At 70.3% G+C, this 18,027-nt stretch carries 15 protein-coding genes; 6 read left to right on the forward strand and 9 right to left on the reverse strand.

Going from position 1 to position 18,027, the window contains the following annotated elements:
* Positions 1-86: 86 nt before the first annotated feature.
* From Q9R08_RS11990 to Q9R08_RS12015, 6 genes are all read left to right on the forward strand, one after another.
* On the forward strand, positions 87-1,604 hold the full coding sequence (locus tag Q9R08_RS11990; protein ID WP_308868252.1) for an ABC transporter ATP-binding protein: 1,518 nt from the start codon (positions 87-89) through the stop codon (positions 1,602-1,604).
* Positions 1,601-3,022 carry an ABC transporter permease gene (locus tag Q9R08_RS11995; protein ID WP_308868253.1) on the forward strand — a complete coding sequence of 474 codons (1,422 nt, stop codon included), beginning with the start codon at positions 1,601-1,603 and terminating at the stop codon, positions 3,020-3,022. Before Q9R08_RS11990 ends, Q9R08_RS11995 begins: the two co-directional genes overlap by 4 nt.
* On the forward strand, positions 3,019-4,299 hold the full coding sequence (locus Q9R08_RS12000) for an ABC transporter permease (protein ID WP_308868254.1): 1,281 nt from the start codon (positions 3,019-3,021) through the stop codon (positions 4,297-4,299). Before Q9R08_RS11995 ends, Q9R08_RS12000 begins: the two co-directional genes overlap by 4 nt.
* Positions 4,300-4,467: 168 nt before the next feature.
* Positions 4,468-4,869 (forward strand): cytidine deaminase, encoded by a 402-nt coding sequence (locus tag Q9R08_RS12005; RefSeq protein ID WP_308868255.1) that lies wholly within the window; start codon positions 4,468-4,470, stop codon positions 4,867-4,869.
* Positions 4,866-6,194, forward strand: coding sequence for a thymidine phosphorylase (locus Q9R08_RS12010; RefSeq protein WP_308868256.1), 1,329 nt, complete (start codon positions 4,866-4,868; stop codon positions 6,192-6,194). Before Q9R08_RS12005 ends, Q9R08_RS12010 begins: the two co-directional genes overlap by 4 nt.
* 92 nt (positions 6,195-6,286) lie before the next feature.
* A complete protein-coding gene (locus Q9R08_RS12015) occupies positions 6,287-7,402 on the forward strand; it encodes an adenosine deaminase (RefSeq protein WP_308868257.1) in 1,116 nt (371 codons plus the stop codon).
* A gap of 126 nt (positions 7,403-7,528) precedes the next feature.
* On the opposite strand, the gene Q9R08_RS12020 is transcribed toward Q9R08_RS12015, so the two are convergent.
* The 9 genes from Q9R08_RS12020 to ptsP form a co-directional block, all read right to left on the reverse strand.
* Positions 7,529-8,593 carry an SDR family oxidoreductase gene (locus Q9R08_RS12020; RefSeq protein ID WP_308868258.1) on the reverse strand — a complete coding sequence of 355 codons (1,065 nt, stop codon included), beginning with the start codon at positions 8,591-8,593 and terminating at the stop codon, positions 7,529-7,531.
* A complete protein-coding gene (locus Q9R08_RS12025) occupies positions 8,590-9,732 on the reverse strand; it encodes a bile acid:sodium symporter family protein (protein WP_308868259.1) in 1,143 nt (380 codons plus the stop codon). Before Q9R08_RS12025 ends, Q9R08_RS12020 begins: the two co-directional genes overlap by 4 nt.
* Entirely contained in the window at positions 9,729-11,147 is a 1,419-nt protein-coding gene (locus Q9R08_RS12030; protein ID WP_308868260.1) for a flavin-containing monooxygenase, read from the reverse strand. Before Q9R08_RS12030 ends, Q9R08_RS12025 begins: the two co-directional genes overlap by 4 nt.
* 148 nt (positions 11,148-11,295) lie before the next feature.
* Positions 11,296-12,018, reverse strand: a complete 723-nt coding sequence (locus tag Q9R08_RS12035; RefSeq protein WP_308868261.1) for a TSUP family transporter — start codon at positions 12,016-12,018, stop codon at positions 11,296-11,298.
* Positions 12,019-12,101: 83 nt separating this feature from the next.
* A complete protein-coding gene (locus tag Q9R08_RS12040; RefSeq protein ID WP_308868262.1) occupies positions 12,102-12,932 on the reverse strand; it encodes an alpha/beta hydrolase in 831 nt (276 codons plus the stop codon).
* Positions 12,933-12,977: 45 nt separating this feature from the next.
* Positions 12,978-14,132 (reverse strand): mannitol-1-phosphate 5-dehydrogenase, encoded by a 1,155-nt coding sequence (locus tag Q9R08_RS12045; RefSeq protein ID WP_308868263.1) that lies wholly within the window; start codon positions 14,130-14,132, stop codon positions 12,978-12,980.
* Complete coding sequence (locus tag Q9R08_RS12050; protein WP_308868265.1) at positions 14,132-14,569, reverse strand: PTS mannitol transporter subunit IIA; 438 nt, start codon at positions 14,567-14,569, stop codon at positions 14,132-14,134. Before Q9R08_RS12050 ends, Q9R08_RS12045 begins: the two co-directional genes overlap by 1 nt.
* A gap of 162 nt (positions 14,570-14,731) precedes the next feature.
* Positions 14,732-16,288, reverse strand: a complete 1,557-nt coding sequence (locus tag Q9R08_RS12055; protein ID WP_308868266.1) for a PTS mannitol transporter subunit IIBC — start codon at positions 16,286-16,288, stop codon at positions 14,732-14,734.
* A gap of 43 nt (positions 16,289-16,331) precedes the next feature.
* Positions 16,332-18,026 carry a phosphoenolpyruvate--protein phosphotransferase gene (gene ptsP, locus Q9R08_RS12060; protein ID WP_308868268.1) on the reverse strand — a complete coding sequence of 565 codons (1,695 nt, stop codon included), beginning with the start codon at positions 18,024-18,026 and terminating at the stop codon, positions 16,332-16,334.
* Position 18,027 lies beyond the last annotated feature (1 nt).

The raw sequence follows: 18,027 nt of genomic DNA on the forward strand, positions 1-18,027 counted from the left end.
GCAGACATGCCGCGGCCGGGTGGATGCCATATCCGCCCGGCCGCGGTCCTTCCTCGCCCGCTGCCTCAATCGCTAAGGTGCACAGTATGAAGCTCGAGCTCCGTGGAATCACGAAGCGGTTCGGGTCTCTCGTCGCGAACGACCACATCGATCTCGTGGTCCGACCCGGTGAGATCCACGCTCTCCTGGGGGAGAACGGCGCCGGCAAGTCCACCCTGATGAACGTGCTGTACGGCCTCTACCAGGCCGACGAGGGCGACATCCTGCTGGACGATCGGGTCCAGCACTTCCGCGGCCCGGGCGACGCCATGGCCGCGGGCATCGGCATGGTGCACCAGCACTTCATGCTCATCCCCGTCTTCACCGTCGCCGAGAACGTCATGCTGGGCCACGAGAGCACGAAGGCGCTCGGCGCGCTCGACCTCGCCGCCGCCCGCCAGCACGTGCGCGACGTCGCCGCCCGCTTCGGGTTCGAGGTCGATCCCGACGCCCTCGTCGGCGAGCTCCCGGTCGGCGTGCAGCAGCGCGTCGAGATCATCAAGGCGCTCGCGCGCGATGCCAAGGTGCTCGTCTTCGACGAGCCCACCGCGGTGCTCACCCCGCAGGAGACCGACGAGCTCATGGTGATCATGAGACAGCTCCGCGATGAGGGCACCTCGATCGTCTTCATCACCCACAAGCTCCGCGAGGTGCGCGCCGTCGCCGACCGCATCACCGTCATCCGGCTCGGCAAGGTCGTCGGCGAGGCGTCGCCCACCGCCTCCAACACCGAGCTCGCCTCGCTCATGGTCGGCCGCGCCGTCGAGCTCACCGTCCACAAGAACCCGCCGAAGATCGGCGAGGGCGGCCTCGCGGTCGACGGCCTCCGCGTCATCACCGCCGAAGGCGCCGTCGTCGTCGACGACGTCAGCTTCACGGTCCGCCCCGGCGAGGTGCTCGCCGTCGCCGGCGTCCAGGGCAACGGACAGACCGAACTCGTCGAGGCCATCGTCGGACTCGGCGACCGTGTCAGCGGCTCGGTCTCGCTCGACGGCGTCGAGCTCGTCGGCAAGAGCATTCGCGCGATCCTCGACGAAGGCGTCGGGTTCGTGCCGGAGGACCGCACCGAGGACGGCCTCGTCGGAACGTTCACCGTCGCCGAGAACCTCATCCTCGACCGCTCCGGCGACTCCGACTTCGTACGCGCCGGCACCATCCGCCGCGGAGAGCTCGAGGACTTCGCGAAGGCCCGCATCACCGAGTACGACATCCGCACCCAGGGTGCTGACGTGCCCGCCGGCACCCTGTCGGGCGGCAACCAGCAGAAGGTGGTCATCGCCCGCGAGATGAGCCGCGAGCTCAAGCTCCTCGTCGCGTCGCAGCCGACGCGCGGTGTCGACGTCGGATCGATCGAGTTCATCCACCACCGCATCGTCGAGACACGGGATGCCGGGGTGCCGGTGCTCGTGGTGTCCACCGAGCTGGACGAGGTCGTCGCCCTCGCCGACCGGATCGCGGTCATGTACCGCGGCGGGATCGTCGGCATCGTGCCCAGCGACACGCCTCGAGACGTCCTGGGCCTCATGATGGCGGGCGAGTCGCCCGAGAGCGGAGCGGCTGCGTGAACGACCAGTCCCCGGCACCGGCCTCCGGAGCCTCCGAGCCGACCCGAGGCCTGCCGCCCGAGCAGCTGCCTCCCGTCTCGGGGCCGCTCACCGGATCACCGGGCCTGCCCGCACCGACGCCCGAGGCGCCCGGCGCGGTCGACGGTGAGGTGCCGCCGCCGCCGCGCCAGAACGTGTTCATCAAGGAGCTGCTGCGCGGCAGCGCCGTCACGACGATCCTCGCGATCGTCGCGGCGATGATCGTCGGCGGCATCCTGATGGCGTTCACCAACGAGGATGTGCGCACGGCATCCGTGTATTTCTTCGCCCGTCCGGGCGACACGTTCGTCGCCATCTGGAACTCCGTCTACGGCGGCTACGAGGCGCTCTTCCGCGGGTCGATCTTCAACGCCCGCGCCAATGACTTCGCCACGCAGATCCGGCCGCTGACCAACACGCTCGGATTCGCCGCCCCGCTGATCGCCGCCGGCCTCGGTGTCGCACTGGCGTTCCGCGTCGGCCTGTTCAACATCGGCGGCCGCGGGCAGATGCTGATCGCCGCCGCGACGGCGGCGCTGGTCACCTTCCAGCTCGATCTGCCGATGTTCATCCAGCTGCCGCTCACGCTCGCCGCCGGTATCGCGGGCGGTGCGATCTGGGGTGGCATCGTGGGTCTCCTCAAGGCGCGCACCGGCGCACACGAGGTGATCCTCACGATCATGCTCAACTACGTCGCGCTGTACTTCGTGATGTGGCTCGTGCGCACCCCCGGTCTGCTGCAGCAGTCCAACAGCAACCAGCCGATCTCGGGCCCGACGCCGCCGAGCGCGCAGTTCCCCGACCTGCTCGGGCCCCGCTTCCCGTTGCTCGACTGGGGCTTCGTGATCGTGATCGCGGCGACCGTCTTCGTCTGGTGGCTCATCGAGCGCTCGAGCCTCGGCTTCCGGCTCCGCGCGGTCGGCGAGAACCCGCACGCGGCTCGCGCGGCCGGCATCTCCGTGTCGCGCATGTACATCTACGCGATGCTGTTCGCCGGTGGTCTTTCGGGCCTCGCCGCGATGAACCAGATCCAGGGCTCGGTCGTCACCGGTTTCGATTCGCACATCGATGCCGGCATCGGCTTCGACGCCATCACGGTGGCCCTCCTCGGCCGCAGCCGCGCGTGGGGTACCTTCGCTGCCGGCATCCTGTTCGGCGCCCTCAAGGCGGGCAGCTTCACGATGCAGGCGTCGCAGGGCATCCCGGTCGACATCGTGCTCGTCGTGCAGTCGCTCATCGTGCTCTTCATCGCGGCGCCGCCGCTCGTGCGCACGATCTTCTTCCTTCCCAAGACGGATGCCGAGAAGGCGGCCAAGGCCCGCGCCAAGGCGGCCAAGCGGCCCAGCCCTCCCGCTGATCCGCCCCAGCCCGCGAACGAGAAGGCGGTGTCGGCATCATGAGCGCGACCCTCGTGACCGCACCGGCCGCATCCACCGCGGCGCCGGTGAAGATCCGCCACTTCAAGCTGGCGATCTCGCTGTCCATCGTGACGGTGCTGCTCGCACTCCTGTTCCTGCTCGCGCCGCGCACCGGTGAGAGCCGGTTCCGCCTCGGCGACGCGCGATCCGTGCTCGACCTGCCGACCGTCTCGGTGCCGACCGCGGCCACCAGCTGGGCCGTCTGGGTCATCCTGCTGCTCCTGACGCTGTACGCGCTGTGGGCCGCCTACACCTACCGCCGTCCGGGCGCGTGGCTTCCCATCGTCTACGGACTGCTCGGCATCTTCGCGTTTCTCGTGTGGGCCGCCGCCGACGGGCTCGTCCCCGTGACCGGTCTGCTCTTCGGTGCTGTATCGCTGTCGATCCCGCTCATCTTCGGCGCGCTCGGTGGCGTGATCGGCGAGCGCTCGGGCGTCGTCAACGTCGCGATCGAGGGTCAGTTCCTGTTCGGCGCGTTCGTCGCCGCGCTGCTGTCGAGCATCACGCACAACCCGTTCGTCGGTCTCATCGGCGCGATGATCGGCGGTGTGCTGGTCGCCTTCGTGCTGGCGGCGTTCTCGATCAAGTACCTCGTCGACCAGGTGATCGTCGGTGTCGTGCTCAACGTGCTCGTCGCGGGCCTCACCGGGTTCCTCTACGGCGCGCTGCTGGTGCCGAACGAGCAGGCGCTCAACAGCGCCGTCGTCTTCGAGCGCTGGAAGATCCCGCTGCTCGGCGACATCCCGATCATCGGCCCGGTGCTGTTCAACCAGACCTTCATCGGCTACCTGATGTACGTCACGGTCGCGCTGGTCGCGTGGGGGCTGTATCGCACGCGCTGGGGACTGCGCCTGCGCGCGGTCGGCGAGCACCCGCAGGCCGCCGACACCGTCGGCATCCGGGTCAACACCACCCGCTTCTGGAACGTCTCGCTCGCCGGCGCGATCGCGGGCATCGGCGGCGCGTACTTCACGCTGGTGTCGGTCCCGCAGTTCACGAAGGACATGACCGCCGGTCTCGGCTTCATCGCCCTCGCGGCCGTCATCTTCGGCCGGTGGGACCCGATCCGCGCCACGTTCGCCGCCCTGCTGTTCGGCTTCGCGACGAACCTGCGCAACCTGCTGTCCGTGCTCGAGACGCCCATTCCCGTCGAGTTCATGGCGATGCTCCCATACATCGTCACGATCCTCGCCGTCGCCGGCTTCGCCGGGCAGATCCGCGGCCCCGCCGCCGCGGGCAAGCCATACATAAAGGGGTGACCGTGCCCGCCGCGACCGTGACGAGCGACGGATGCCGAGCCGCGGCATCCGGACCCGCCGCCGCCGACCCTCCGGATACCTGGACAGTCGGACGCATGCACCGACGGGCTCGACGGAACGGCAGCGGACCCCTGTGACGCTTTCCCTCACCGTGAACGGAGTCCTGAAGTGACCGATATCGACTGGGACGAGCTGCGCGCCGCCGCCACCGCCGCCATGCAGCGCGCGTACGCACCGTACTCCCGCTACAAGGTGGGTGCGGCCGCGCTCGTGACCGACGGGCGCATCGTGACCGGCTGCAACGTCGAGAACGCGTCGTACGGCGTCGGGCTCTGCGCGGAGTGCGGCCTTGTCAGCGAGCTGCAGATGTCGGGCGGGGGAGGCCTCGTGGCCTTCGTGTGCGTCAACGGCCACGGCGACACGATCATGCCGTGCGGTCGCTGCCGCCAGCTGCTGAACGAGTTCGCCATTCCCGGCATGCTCCTGGAGACCGTGTCGGGCATCCGCACGATCGACGAGGTGCTCCCCGACGCGTTCGGCCCCAGGGATCTCGAGGAGGCGGCACGATGACCGGCGCACCTGTCGAACAGCCGGGTACGGGTGCTGCGGCCGTCGAGCCCTTCGACGCGGTCGACGTCATCCGCGGCAAGCGGGACGGCGGCTCCGTGCCGGAGCCGGCGCTCCGCTGGATGGTGGACGCATACACACGCGGCTACGTCGCCGACTCGCAGATGGCCGCGTTCGCGATGGCGGTGCTCCTCAACGGCATGACGCGCGACGAGATCCGCGTCATGACCGACGCGATGATCGCGTCGGGGGAGCGCATGAGCTTCGCCGGCCTCGGCAAGCCCACCGTCGACAAGCACTCCACGGGCGGCGTCGGCGACAAGATCACGCTGCCGCTCGCGCCGCTGGTCGCCTCGTTCGGCGTGGCGGTCCCGCAGCTCTCGGGCCGCGGGCTCGGTCACACCGGCGGCACGCTCGACAAGCTCGAGTCGATCCCGGGCTGGCGCGCGGCGCTGTCGAACGACGAGATGTTCGCGCAGCTGCGCGACGTCGGGGCGGTCATCTGCGCCGCCGGCTCGGGGCTCGCACCCGCCGACAAGAAGCTCTACGCCCTGCGGGACGTCACCGGCACCGTCGAGGCGATCCCCCTCATCGCGTCGAGCATCATGTCGAAGAAGATCGCCGAGGGCACCGACTCGCTCGTGCTCGACGTGAAGTTCGGCTCGGGGGCGTTCATGCGCGACGTCGACCGCGCTCGCGAGCTTGCGCGCACGATGGTGGCGCTCGGCACCGACTCGGGCGTCGCGACCACCGCGCTCCTCACCGACATGAACACGCCGCTCGGCCTCGCCATCGGCAACGCGAACGAGGTGCGCGAGTCCGTCGAGGTGCTCGCCGGCGGTGGTCCCGCCGACGTGGTCGAACTGACGATCGCGCTCGCCCGCGAGATGCTCGCACTAGCGGGGCAGCCGGATGCGGACGTCGAGGCGGCCCTCCGGGACGGCCGCGCCATGGACGCCTGGCGCGCCATGATCCTCGCGCAGGACGGCGATCCGGATGCCGCGCTGCCCGCTCCGAACGAGACGCACACGGTCACCGCCGCTCAGTCCGGATACGTCACGGGCATGGAGGCCCTGCCGTTCGGCATCGCCGCGTGGCGCCTGGGTGCCGGTCGTGCGCGGGCACAGGACCCGGTGCTGCATGCCGCCGGCATCGACCTCCACGTCAAGCCGGGCGATCAGGTGGCTGCCGGCCAGCCGCTGTTCACCCTGCTCGGCGAGGATGACTCGCGCTTCGAACGCGCCCTCGAAGCAGTCGACGGCGCGTTGCAGATCGGCGCCGCAGCGCCGGCTGCCGCTCCTCTCGTCCTGGAACGCATCACCGCCTAGGCTGGGTCAGTCCCGCGCCGAGGATCCGGCGCGGCGCCGGGTCGCGGCATCCGTCCATCACCCCACTCGCGATCGCAATCGAGGAGAAATCCATGCCCATCGACCAGCACGGCGACGCCATTCTCGACGGTCTGTCGCTCCGGAGCCTCCCCAAGGTGTCGCTGCACGATCACCTCGACGGAGGCGTGCGACCGGCGACGATCATCGAGCTGGCCGACGCGATCGGGCTCGACGTCCCCGAGTCCGAGCCGGACGACCTGGCGGACTGGTTCGCGGAGAAGAGCGACTCGGGTTCCCTCGTCGAGTACCTGAAGACGTTCGACCTCACGACCGCCGTGATGCAGACCCGCGAGGGCCTCACGCGCGTCGCGCGCGAGTTCGTCGAGGACCTCGCCGCCGACGGAGTGATCTACGGCGAGGTGCGGTGGGCGCCGGAGCAGCACCTCGCGCGCGGGCTGTCGCTCGACGAGGTCGTCGCCGCCGTGCAGGAGGGCATCGAGGAGGGTGAGGATGCCGCCGAACGCCGGGGCCACGACATCCGCGTGGGCCAGCTGATCACGGCGATGCGTCACACCGACCGCTCGCTCGAGATCGCTCGCCTCGCCGTCGAGTGGCGCAACCGCGGCGCGGTCGGCTTCGACATCGCCGGTCCCGAGGACGGCTTCCCCGCCTCGAACCACCGCGACGCCTTCGACTACCTGGCGTCGGAGTTCTTCCCCGCGACCGTCCATGCCGGAGAGGCCGCCGGGCTCGAGTCCATCCGCTCGGCGCTCATCGACGGCCGCGCGCTGCGGCTCGGCCACGGCGTGCGCATCGCCGAGGACCTCGAGGTCGTCTCACGCGCTGGCGAAGAGGTGCTGGTGCAGTTCGGCGACCTCGCCCGCTGGGTGCGCGACCGTGAGATCCCGCTCGAGCTGTCGCCGTCGTCGAACCTGCAGACCGGCGCGATCGAGCGCTGGGGCACGACGATGGAGGACCACCCCTTCGACCTTCTGTACCAGCTCGGCTTCTCGGTGACCGTGAACGTCGACAACCGCACCATGAGCCGCACGTCGCTGACGCGCGAGCTCGCGCTGCTCGTCGAGACGTTCGAGTACGGGCTCGACGACCTCGAGGCGTTCCAGCTCAACGCGGCCGCCGGCGCCTTCCTCCCCGTGGAGGAGCGCGAGGAACTCATCGACCTCATCGCCGAAGGCTTCGACGCCTAGCCGCGTCGCGCGGTCAGCGGCGCGGTGCCGTGTGCCGAGTTCTCAGGCTTCGCAGATTCGCGCGGAGCTCGCAGGATTCGGGCGTGAAGCTGCGAAGTTCGGGAGATTCTGCGACGTCTGGGCCGGTCAGCGGCGAGCGACGCCGGGGTGTGTCGCGAGGTAGGCCTCGAACGCCTCGGCCGAGGTCTTGCCGGGCGTGTAGCCGAAGTCCTGCTTGAGGGAGCGGTTGGCGAGCACGGGGCGGTAGCGCAGGAAGCCGACCTGCTCGGGCCCGTGGACCGTGAGCCGCAGCATCCGCCCCAGACGCAGGCCGGCGCCGAGCACACCGGCCGGCACCGTCACGACCGGCTTGCCCAGGCGCTGCGCGATCTCCGGCACCGTGACGCGGCCGTCGCCGGCGACGTTGTAGACCCCGGGAGGTCCGTCGGTCGCCGCGCGCGCCATCGCGGCGGCGACGTCGTCGACCCAGACGAAGACGAACGGCGACTCCGAGCCGCGCACCTTGAGCAGCGCCGGGCCGTCCCAGAGGGCGGTGATCTGGTTCTGAACGGTAGGCCCGAGGATCGTGCCGATGCGGAACACCACCTGCTCGAGCTCGGGGTGCGCGGTGCGGTAGCCGGCGAGCAGCTGCTCGACGAGGCGCTTGTGCTTGGAGTAGGGGAACTCGTCGTTGCCGCGCACAGGGTCGGACTCGCGCAGCCACTCGGGATTGTCGGCGTGGTAGCCGTAGGCCGCTCCTGACGAAGACACCACGACGCGGCGCACTCCCGCCTCGACGCAGGCCTCGAGCACGTGGCGCGAGCCGTCGACGTCGACGCGGTACTCGAGGTCGTGGTCGCGGCCCGGGTTGACGATGGCCGCGAGGTGCACCACGACGTCGATGCGGTGACGCTCGAGCAGCGGCACCAGCCCGGCGGCACGCGTCACGTCGCAGTCGTCGTAGACGACCCCCTCCATCGGATGCTCGGGCGGTCGCACGTCGCCAGCCACCACCAGATCCACGTCGGGGTGCGCGACGAGCGCGGCGGTCACGTGCGATCCGAGGAATCCGGCACCGCCCGTGACCAGCACCCGCACACGCTCGTGACGGACGTCGAGCGCGGCGGGATCGGTCACGGTGATCGGCTGCGTCGAGAGGCTGCTCAGCGCGGCGGCAGCGCGCGCTGCGCCGGTGTGGCCTGCGCGGCTCACTCCGGTGCTCCCGCCGAGGGGCCGGGTTCCGCGGCGCCCGAAGCGCTGGACCTCCGGCCGGCTGCGTCGTCCGCGCCGGTGGCGCCGCGCCTCCGGCCACCGGCTGCGTCGTCCGCCCCCGTGGCGCCGGTCGCGCCGCCCGGGCCGGAATCGCCGCGCGCGGCGGATGCACCGCCCACGCCCGACCCGCCGTTCGCGCTGCGCCGCGCGTGACGGGACGCGTCGCCCTTGGTCGAGCCCGTACGGCGCTTCGTGTGCCGCGCCCAGAGGGCGGCGACGACGAGACCGGCGATGATGTCCCAGATGCCCCACCAGCCGGCCACGATGGCCATGCCGCCGAGGCCGCCGAAGAACGCGAAGACGAGGCCGAGGCCGAGACCCGCATTGCGGATGCCGACCTCGAACGTCATCGCCTTGCGCTCCCGCGTGCCGAGCCCGCCGATGACGGCGGTCGAGTACCCGATGCTCAGCGCCACGGCGTCGTGGATGGTGACGACGAGGACGATGATGCCGAGGAACGCCACGAAGTAGGTCCAGTTCCCCGCGAGCGCGGCCACGATGAACCCGACCAGCGCGATCAGCGAGAACCACTTCACCCACGGCTGCACCCTGCCCGCGAAGACCGGGAACCGGTTGCGGATGAACAGGCCGAGGGCGAACGGCACGCCGATGATGAGCAGGATGTCGACCAGCATCGACCAGGGGTTGAGCTCGACCGCGACCAGCAGGTCGCGCGCCGTCGGGTGCAGCGAGCCCCAGAAGGCGATGGAGAGGGGCAGCACGAAGATGTAGATGAGGTTGGACACCGCCGTCATCGACACCGACAACGCGACGTTGCCGCCGGAGCGGTGCGTGAGCACCTGGGAGATGTTGCCGGGCGGGCAGCAGGCGACGAGGATCATGCCGAGCGCCATCGACGGGGTGACCGGCAGGATCAGGGTGAGCCCGAACGTCACCGCCGGCAGCACGACGAGCTGAGCCAGGATCGCGATGACGAAGGGCTTGGGCTTGCGGGCGACGACCTTGAAGTCGTCGAGCGTGGTGTCGAGCGCGATGCCGAACATGATGAGCCCGAGCACCACGTTGAGGATGACGAGAGTGCCGGGATTGAAGCTGAGGACGACGTCGTCCGGGTTCATGCCGTCACCTTCTTCTCGGCGGCTTTCCCGGCGGCATGCGACCCGCTGCCCGGCACGCCGGCGCGCGTGCGGACCAGGCGGCTCCGCCGCGACGGGCGGGAAGCGGCATCCGTCCTCAAGGCCTGCGTGGCAGCGCGGACGGCGCTGCGGTAGGCGTCCTTGTTGACGTAGTACGACATGCGTTCGAGGCCGAGGTAGTGGTACCCGCCGGTCAGGTCCGGCCAGGGCTCGCTCGTCACTCTGGTGCGGAAGGCCGCGGCGCGATCGGGGTGACGCTCGAGCGCCACGAGGTAGGCCGCGATGAGTTCGGCCTGCTCGTAGCGCCCCTGCCAGCCGATTCCGGATGCCTCGATCATGCCCATCACGTACAGGCCGTTGAACGACGGGGTGAACGCGTTGAGGAAGAGGCGCGGCGCCATGCCGCTCCAGGCGAGCTCGCTGCGATCGACGAACGGGTAGTCCAGCTTGTAGCCGGTCGCGAGGAGCACCGTGTCGTACTCGCCCGATGAGCCGTCGCGGAAGCAGACGGTGCGGCCGTCGAAGCGGTCGATGTCGGGCACGATCCGCAGATCGCCCTGACCGAGGTGGTTGAGGATGAGCGTGTTGACGATCGGGTGCGACTCGTAGATCTTGTAGTCGGGCTTGGGGAAGCCGAACCGCACCGGGTCGCCGGTGAAGGCGCGGAGCACCCGCGTGTCGACGAACTGCTTCAGGCGAGCGGGCAGCGGCCGCCCCTGGTTGAGCGTGTCGGACGGCTTGCCGAAGAGATACCGCGGCACGAAGTAGTAGCCGCGTCGCACGCTCATGTCGACGGATGCCGCGTGGTGCACGGCGTCGACGGCGATGTCGCATCCGGAGTTGCCGGCGCCGATGATGAGCACCCGCTTGCCGGTCAGCTGGGTCGCGGACTTGTAGGCGCTGGTGTGCAGGAGCTCGCCGGTGAACTCGCCGCGGAACGCCGGGACGTTCGGCTCTGCGAGCGTGCCGTTCGCGAGGATCACGCCGTCGTAGCGCTGCTCCGTCGGCTCGCCGGCGTCGCCCGCGACGCCGCCGGACCGCAGCATCCAGCCGCCGTCTTCCGTGCGTTCGAGGGACGTGACCTTCGTGTCGAAGCGAAAGCGCTCGGTCAGCCCGAAATGGTCGGCAAAATCGCGGAAGTACGTGACCAGCTCACGGTGGCTCGGGTAGTCCGCCCTGGTGCGCATGGGGAACTCGGCGAACTCCGTCGTGGTGCGCGACGAGATGAGGTGCGCCGAGTCGTACATCGTCGAGCGCGGGTTCTCGATGTCCCAGAGGCCACCGACACCCCGTGACGCCTCGAAGCCGTCGAAGTCGATCCCGGCCTTCTGCAGGGCGCGGGCCGCCGACAGCCCCGATGGCCCGGCGCCGATGATGGCGTATCGGTGGTCGCTCATTGGTCCTCACGTTCGTCGATGCGCACGTCCTCGTGCCGGCGTGACGATTCCGCCGACAGAACACTAAGCGTGAAGCGGCATTAACCGAAATCGGTTGTACGACCCCGGCGCTCAGGCGCATCCGGCGACCGACGGGCGTCGGCAGCCGTCACATGAACACTGCCAGGATGCCGCGCACGAGCACCACCGTCGCTCCTGCCCAGGCGAGCGCCAGCATGGCCGCCCGGGCGATGCGCGGTGCGACGTTGCGGGAGAGGATCGTGCCGATCGCGATGCCGGCGATGGTCGCGATGACGAGGGTCCCCACATCCTCGACCGGGGAGGCGGGAAGCCCCCGCAGCGCCACCGAGACCACACCGAACACGGCGAAGATCAGCTGCGCGCTGGCCGCGAAGCTGCGCTGCGGCCAGCGGTCGCCCACCGCGTACGCGGCCAAGGGTGGACCCGACAATCCACTCGCGACGTGCATGAAGCCGGCGGCGGAGCCGGACACCACGGCGCCCATGCGCCCGGTCAGCGACGCGGAGAGCGCGGAGATGCGCCCCGCCAGCAGTGCGAGATACGCCATCGCGGAGATGAGCAGAAGCAGGGCGGCATCGGGGAGGAGGCGCACGAGCAGTGCGCCGAACGGCGCCGCCACGATTCCGGGCCAGATGAGCCACCACGAGCGCGCCCAGTCGATCTGTCGCCACACGAGCGGGATCGCGGTCAGCGACGCGACGAGCGCCAGCATCACGCCGAGTGTGACGCCCTCCACCGCTCCGTAGAGGAGGACGATGGGGCCGACGAGCACCAGCACGAAGCCGAGCCCGGTGATGCGCTGGATGACCGCAGCGACGAAGGCCGCGATCGCCGCGAGGATGACGGTCACGGGAGTCCAGCCTAGGCGGCGGACCCGGCGGCCCCGGCCGCCGTCGGCCGTCCACCGCGCCGTCGGGCGCCGGGGCCGTGCGGTCAGCGACCGGCGGTGGTGAGGGCGAAGGGGCCGACGAGGTCGGTGAGCTGATCGCGCATGTCGTCGTCCGAGATGGTCGGGGTGCCGTCACCCGGCTGCGGGCCGTAATCGCCGAACGACGCGTGGCTCGCGCCCTCGATCTCGTGCATCTCGGCGTCGGCGGGGAGGAGGGGCCGCGCGTCGGCGATCTTCTCCGGCGTCGACAGCCCGTCCTCGCTGCCGGACAGGCTGATCACCGGCAGGCCGGACGTGGACAGGTCGTTCGCGCAGTAGGAGCCGAAGAGGGCGAGGCCGTCGGCATCCGTCGCCAGCTGGCAGGCGCGCACGCCGCCGAGCGAGTGCCCGCCGGCGAGCCAGGTGTCGATGCCGGGCGCGAGGTCGGTGAAGGACGAGAGCGGCCGCAGGTCGAAGAACGCGAGGTTCAGCCAGGGCTTCGTGATGACCACCGTGACGCCGTCCTCGGCGACGAGTCCCGAGAGCTTGTTGGCGTAGGCCCAGGGGTCGACCTTCGCCCCGGGCACGTACACGAGGCCGACGTCGGCCGACTCGCCGGCGGGGGAGAGCACGATGCCCGCGTCGGTGTCGGTGATCTCGATGGCGGTGTTCGACCGCACCTCGGCGAGGGGCTCCGGCTCGGCGGCCATGACGCCGACCTGGCTCCAGATCAGGATGCCGACGACGCCGAGCACGATGACCGCCACCAGCGATCCGAGGATCCACCACAGGACGCGCAGGCCCCGCGGGCGAGGCTTCGGCGTCGGTGAGGCGATCGCGGCCGCTCCCCTCTCGGCGTCGCGGCTGGGCTCGGCGGAGGGGGCGTTCGGGGTCACGGGATGAGCGTAGACCGGCGCGAGCGGCGCAACCTGCGAACCCGGTCAGCCCGCGAGCTCGGCCTGGCGTGCCGCGACGACAGCCTGCACCTTCGGGAACAGCGGATGCTCCGGCTCGAGGCCCGTGACGGATGCCGTGAAGCCGGCGGCATCCTGCTCGCGCAGCATCCGCTGCAGGTCCACCGACTGGGCGTCCTCGGTGTCGTCGAAGGCCAGCGCCGCGCCCATCGCGGCGACGAGTGCATCGACGCCGAGACCTCGTTCGGCGGCTTCGGCGGCGGGTCCGACGAACCGCTCGTGTCGCGACAGCTTGCGCAGCGGCTGACGACCCACGCGCCACACCGTGTCGGGGAGCGCGGTGTTGCGGAAGCGGCTCAGGATCGTGGCGCGGTACGCCGCCAGGGACTCGGCATCGAGTCCGTGCTTGGCCTCGAGAAGTGCCGAGGTCTCTTCGAGCGCCGCCTCCACGCGTGCCGCCAGCGCGGGGTCGGAGAGCGCCTGCGCGATCCCTTCGATCCCTGCCTGCGCGCCGAAGTACGCCGTCGCGGCGTGCCCGGTGTTCACCGTGAAGAGCTTGCGCTCGATGTACGGCTCGAGGTCGTCGACGAAGTGGGCGCCGGGGATGCGGGGAGGGTCGTCGCCGAACGGCGGCCGCTCGATCGCCCACTCGAAGAACGGCTCGACGGTGACGTCCACGCCTCCGCCCTCGGGCTGGCCGGGCACGATGCGGTCGACGGCGGTGTTCGCGAACACCGCGCGTGAGGCGAGTGCGTCCCAGGCATCGCCCGCGAGCGCCTTGATCTCGTCGCGGAGCAGATCGGTGGCGTTGATGGCGTTCTCGCACGCCATGATCTGCAGCGGCGGACTGGACGGATCGCGCAGCGCCAGCCCCCCGACGATATGCGGAGCGACGAACTTCAGGATCGTCGGCCCGACGGCGGTCGTGACGACGTTGGCGCCCGCGATCTCCTCCACGACGAGCTCAGGATGCTCGGCGCTGTTGATCGCCCGGAACCCGGTGACGACCGTGTCGCGGCCGCCTTCGCCCACCTCGTGCACCGTGTACCGGGACACGTGGTTGATCGCGTCGACGAGCGGTGCGGCGACATCCGAGAACACGAGCTCGTATCCGCCCTCGTGCAAGAGGAGGCCTACGAAGCCGCGGCCGATGTTGCCGGCGCCGAAGTGGACGGCCTTCATCAGACGCCCGCCGCAGAGACCAGGCCGAACAGCTCCTCGGGCGTCTGGGCCTGCTTCAGGCGGGCGACGTCGTCTTCGTCGGAGAAGAGGATGGCGATCTGGGAGAGGATCTCGAGGTGTTCGTCCCCCTTTCCGGCGATGCCGACCACGAACGTCACGGGGTTGCCGTCCCAGTCGACGCCGCCGTCGTAGCGCACGACCGACAGCGCGGACTCGAGGATCTCGCCCTTGGTCTCGTTCGTACCGTGCGGGATCGCCAGCTCGTTGCCCATGTACGTCGACACGGTCTGCTCGCGCTGCAGCATGGCGTCGTAGTACGCGCCGGTGACGGCGCCGGCGGCCTGCAGGATGTCGGCGGCCTCCTTCATCGCCTCATTGCGCGTCGCGCTTCCGGAGTGGATGCGCACCTGGCCGATGCTCAGAACCTCGCGTGCCATGTCTTCGCCTTTCGCCGTTGTCTCGTCTGTCGTCGTCACTCGTCCTGCCTGCGGGACGGATGCCGCCCCCGGCGTTCACGCCGGCCGCGGCGTGTGCGCGACCGGAGCGAGGCGATGGGGCCGAGGGCATGAAGCGCCCGCCCGGCCCCACCGCGGTCTCAGCTACGCACCATCCTCATGCTGCGAGCGCACCAGGTCCACGACCTCGTCGTATCTCGGCGAGTTCATGAAGTTGTCCACCGACACGTGCACCGAGTTCGGCGTCTTCTGCCGCGCCCGGTCGGTGAGCTGGTTCTGCGTGATGACCAGGTCGGCCGAGCCGTCCAGCGCGGCGATCGCCTTGTTGACGACCGTGACGTCCTCGATGCCTGCCTTCTTGATCTTGTTGCGCAGCACGCTCGCGCCCATCGCCGACGAGCCCATGCCCGCGTCGCACGCGAACACGATGTTCTTGATCTCGCGCTCGGTCATGGTCGCCGGCTCGATGCCGCCGTCGGCTCCGGTGGCGGCGCCGCCCCGCAGGCCCGAGAGCGCGTCGGAGGACTTGCCCTTGGCCGCCTCGGTCTGCGTGATCGCCGCGCCGAAGGCGTCGTCGGTCGCTGCCATCGCCTCGAGGTCGCGCTTGCGGGAGGCGCGCAGGATGACCCACGAGATCAAGAACGTCACCGTAGCAGCGAGTACGACGGACAGGAGCACCGCGACGTACGAGTTGTTGGCGACCTGGGCGATGACCGCGAAGATGCTGCCTGGTGCCGCCGGGGCTCGCAACGCGCCCCCGAGGAGCATGTTCGTCGTGACGCCCGTCATGCCGCCCGCGATCAGTGCGAGGATGAGCATCGGCTTCATCAGCGCGTACGGGAAGTAGACCTCGTGGATGCCGCCGAAGAACTGGATAACCGCGGCTCCGGGGGCGGAGGCGCGAGCAGCGCCGATCCCGAAGAAGGTGAACGCGAGGAGCAGTCCCACGCCAGGCCCGGGGTTGGCCTCGAGGAGGAACAGGATCGACGATCCGGTGTCGGCCGACTCCTGGATGCCGAGCGGGGTCAGCACCCCATGGTTGATGGCGTTGTTCAGGAAGAAGACCTTCGCGGGCTCGATGATGATGCTCGTGAGAGGCAGCAGGTTCATGGAGACGAGCCAGTCCACCGCGTTGCTCAGGATCTGCATGACGCCGTTGACAACCCACGCGATCGGGTAGAAGCCGATGATGGCGAGCACGAAGCCCCAGATGCCCGCGGAGAACATGTTGACGAGCATCTCGAAGCCCGCCTTGATCTTGCCCTCCCACAGGCTGTCGAGCCACTTCATCGAGTAGGCGCAGATGGGGGCCATGATCATCGCGCCGATGAACATGTGCACCTGGCCGAGCTGGTTGTCTGCCGGGAGGTCGGCGTTGATCTGGGCGATCAGGTAGTCCGACCCGGCGATCGCGCCGAATGTGCCGATCGACGCGACGACACCTCCGCGCACGCCGTAGATGATGTTGCCGCCCGTGTACGCGATGAGAATCGGCAGCAGGTAGTGGATGAAGGGCCCCACGAGCGTTGCCAGTGCGGGCACCGGGGTCCAGCCGACCGCGATGAAGAACGCCGTGAAGATGCCCCACGCGATCAGGGCCGGGATGTTGGGCATGATCATGCCCGACAGGAACGTGCCGAAGCGCTGGACTCCGACCCGTGCCTTGCTGGTGCCCGATGCGGGCACAGACGCCGTTGTCATCTTGCTGTCTCCTTCTTCTGGTTCTGCCGCAGCTGCGGGCGGCCTATCGGGTGGTGGCCGCCGTCTGGGCGGCTGTCCTTGCGCTGCCGGCCGCGGCCTGTTGCGCCGCTGTCCGAGCGGATGCCGCGTCGGACGCGGCGAGGGCGGCTGCAGCGATGTCGCGCGCCTGTTCGATGGTGTGCTTCAGCAGCGTGGCGCGCACGTCGGCGAGCGCCGTGGGCGCCATCGACAGGCTCGTCGCGCCGAGGCCCACGAGCACCACGGCCAGGAGCGGATCGGCTGCCGCCTCGCCGCAGATGCCGACGGGCTTGCCGTGCGCCCGGCCGGCGTCGCCGACCTCCCGGATGAGCCGGAGCACCGCGGGGTGCCATGGGTCCTGGAGCGAGGCGACCGAGCCGAGCAGCCGGTCGGCGGCCATCGTGTACTGCGTGAGGTCGTTGGTGCCGATCGACGCGAAGTCGGTGTACGACAGGATCCGGTCGGCCAGCAGCGCGGAGGAGGGCACCTCGACCATGACCCCGGCCGTCTTGATGCCGTAGTCACGGGCGATGTCGGTGAAGTACTCCGATTCCTCGACGGTCGCCACCATCGGCGCCATGACCCAGAGGTCGGCGTCGGTCGCGGCATCCGCCTCGGCCAGTGCGGTGAGCTGTTCGCGCAGGATGTCCTCGCTCGCGCGCAGCGCCCGGATGCCGCGGAGCCCGAGCGCCGGGTTCTCCTCGTGCGCGTCGTTGAGGAACGCCAGCGGCTTGTCGGCCCCGGCGTCGAGCACGCGCACGACCACCTTCTTGCCGGGGAACTCCGACAGCAGCTTCGTATAGGCCTCGCGCTGCTGCTCGACGGTGGGAGCCTGCGCCGAGCTCAGGAACAGGAACTCGGTGCGGAAGAGCCCGACCCCCTCGGCGCCCAGCGCCACCGCGTCGATCGCGCCCTCCGGCTTGCCGAGGTTCGCGAGCAGCGGCACCGGCGTGCCGTCGGCGAGGGCACCGTCGGTGATCGGCGCGGACGACGCGGATGCCCGGTCCTCGGCGCGGCGCAGCGCCCGCTCGAGCTCGTCGGGCGTCGGCGCCGTCGTGACGACGCCGGCGGCGGCATCCACGATCACGGTCTCGCCGTCGCGGAGGTCCTTGGCATCGACCGCGCCGACGATGGCCACGATCGACTTCTCGCGGGCGAGGATCGCGGTGTGCGACGTGGGGCCGCCCTCGGTCGTCACGAGCGCGAGCACCTTGTCGAGGTCGAGCAGGGCGGTGTCGGCCGGTGCGAGATCCTTGGCGACGAGGACGAACGGATGCCCGGGGTCGGGCACGCCGGGCGCCGGCTCGCCGCGCAGCCGGGCGATGACCCGCTGGGCGACGTCGTCGAGGTCGGCCGCACGCTCGCCGAGGTAGCCGCCGAGCGCGGTGAGCTGGTCGCGGAACGACGCGAACGCGTCGAACACGGCGAACTCGCCCGTCCGCCCCTGGGCCAGCCGGGCGTCGACCTCGTCGGCGAGAGTCGGATCCTCGGCCATCATCGCCTGCGCCTCGAGCACCTCCTGTGCGGCGCCGCCCGCCTGGATTCCGCGGGCTTCGAGCTCACGGGCGACGGCGGCCACGGCATCCGTCACCCGCGCCTTCTCTTCGTCGACGCTCAGCGTGCTGGGCGCGTCGGCCGGGGCGGGCGCGGGCTCCGCCATGCGCGCGACAGGTCCCTGGGCGACGCCCAGGCCGATTCCGACACCACGCAGTTCGGACATG

Source organism: Microbacterium psychrotolerans (genome assembly GCF_031085295.1).
Taxonomy (GTDB): Bacteria; Actinomycetota; Actinomycetes; order Actinomycetales; family Microbacteriaceae; genus Microbacterium; species Microbacterium psychrotolerans.

Excerpts from the sequence above, each read along its gene's own strand:
- Q9R08_RS11990 (WP_308868252.1), top strand. The coding sequence starts at position 87 with ATGAAGCTCGAGCTCCGTGGAATCACGAAGCGGTTCGGGTCTCTCGTC.
- Q9R08_RS12000 (WP_308868254.1), top strand. The coding sequence starts at position 3,019 with ATGAGCGCGACCCTCGTGACCGCACCGGCCGCATCCACCGCGGCGCCG.
- Q9R08_RS12010 (WP_308868256.1), top strand. The coding sequence starts at position 4,866 with ATGACCGGCGCACCTGTCGAACAGCCGGGTACGGGTGCTGCGGCCGTC.
- Q9R08_RS12015 (WP_308868257.1), top strand. The coding sequence starts at position 6,287 with ATGCCCATCGACCAGCACGGCGACGCCATTCTCGACGGTCTGTCGCTC.
- Q9R08_RS12025 (WP_308868259.1), bottom strand. The coding sequence starts at position 9,732 with ATGAACCCGGACGACGTCGTCCTCAGCTTCAATCCCGGCACTCTCGTC.
- Q9R08_RS12030 (WP_308868260.1), bottom strand. The coding sequence starts at position 11,147 with ATGAGCGACCACCGATACGCCATCATCGGCGCCGGGCCATCGGGGCTG.
- Q9R08_RS12045 (WP_308868263.1), bottom strand. The coding sequence starts at position 14,132 with ATGAAGGCCGTCCACTTCGGCGCCGGCAACATCGGCCGCGGCTTCGTA.
- Q9R08_RS12050 (WP_308868265.1), bottom strand. The coding sequence starts at position 14,569 with ATGGCACGCGAGGTTCTGAGCATCGGCCAGGTGCGCATCCACTCCGGA.
- Q9R08_RS12055 (WP_308868266.1), bottom strand. The coding sequence starts at position 16,288 with ATGACAACGGCGTCTGTGCCCGCATCGGGCACCAGCAAGGCACGGGTC.
- ptsP (WP_308868268.1), bottom strand. The coding sequence starts at position 18,026 with ATGTCCGAACTGCGTGGTGTCGGAATCGGCCTGGGCGTCGCCCAGGGA.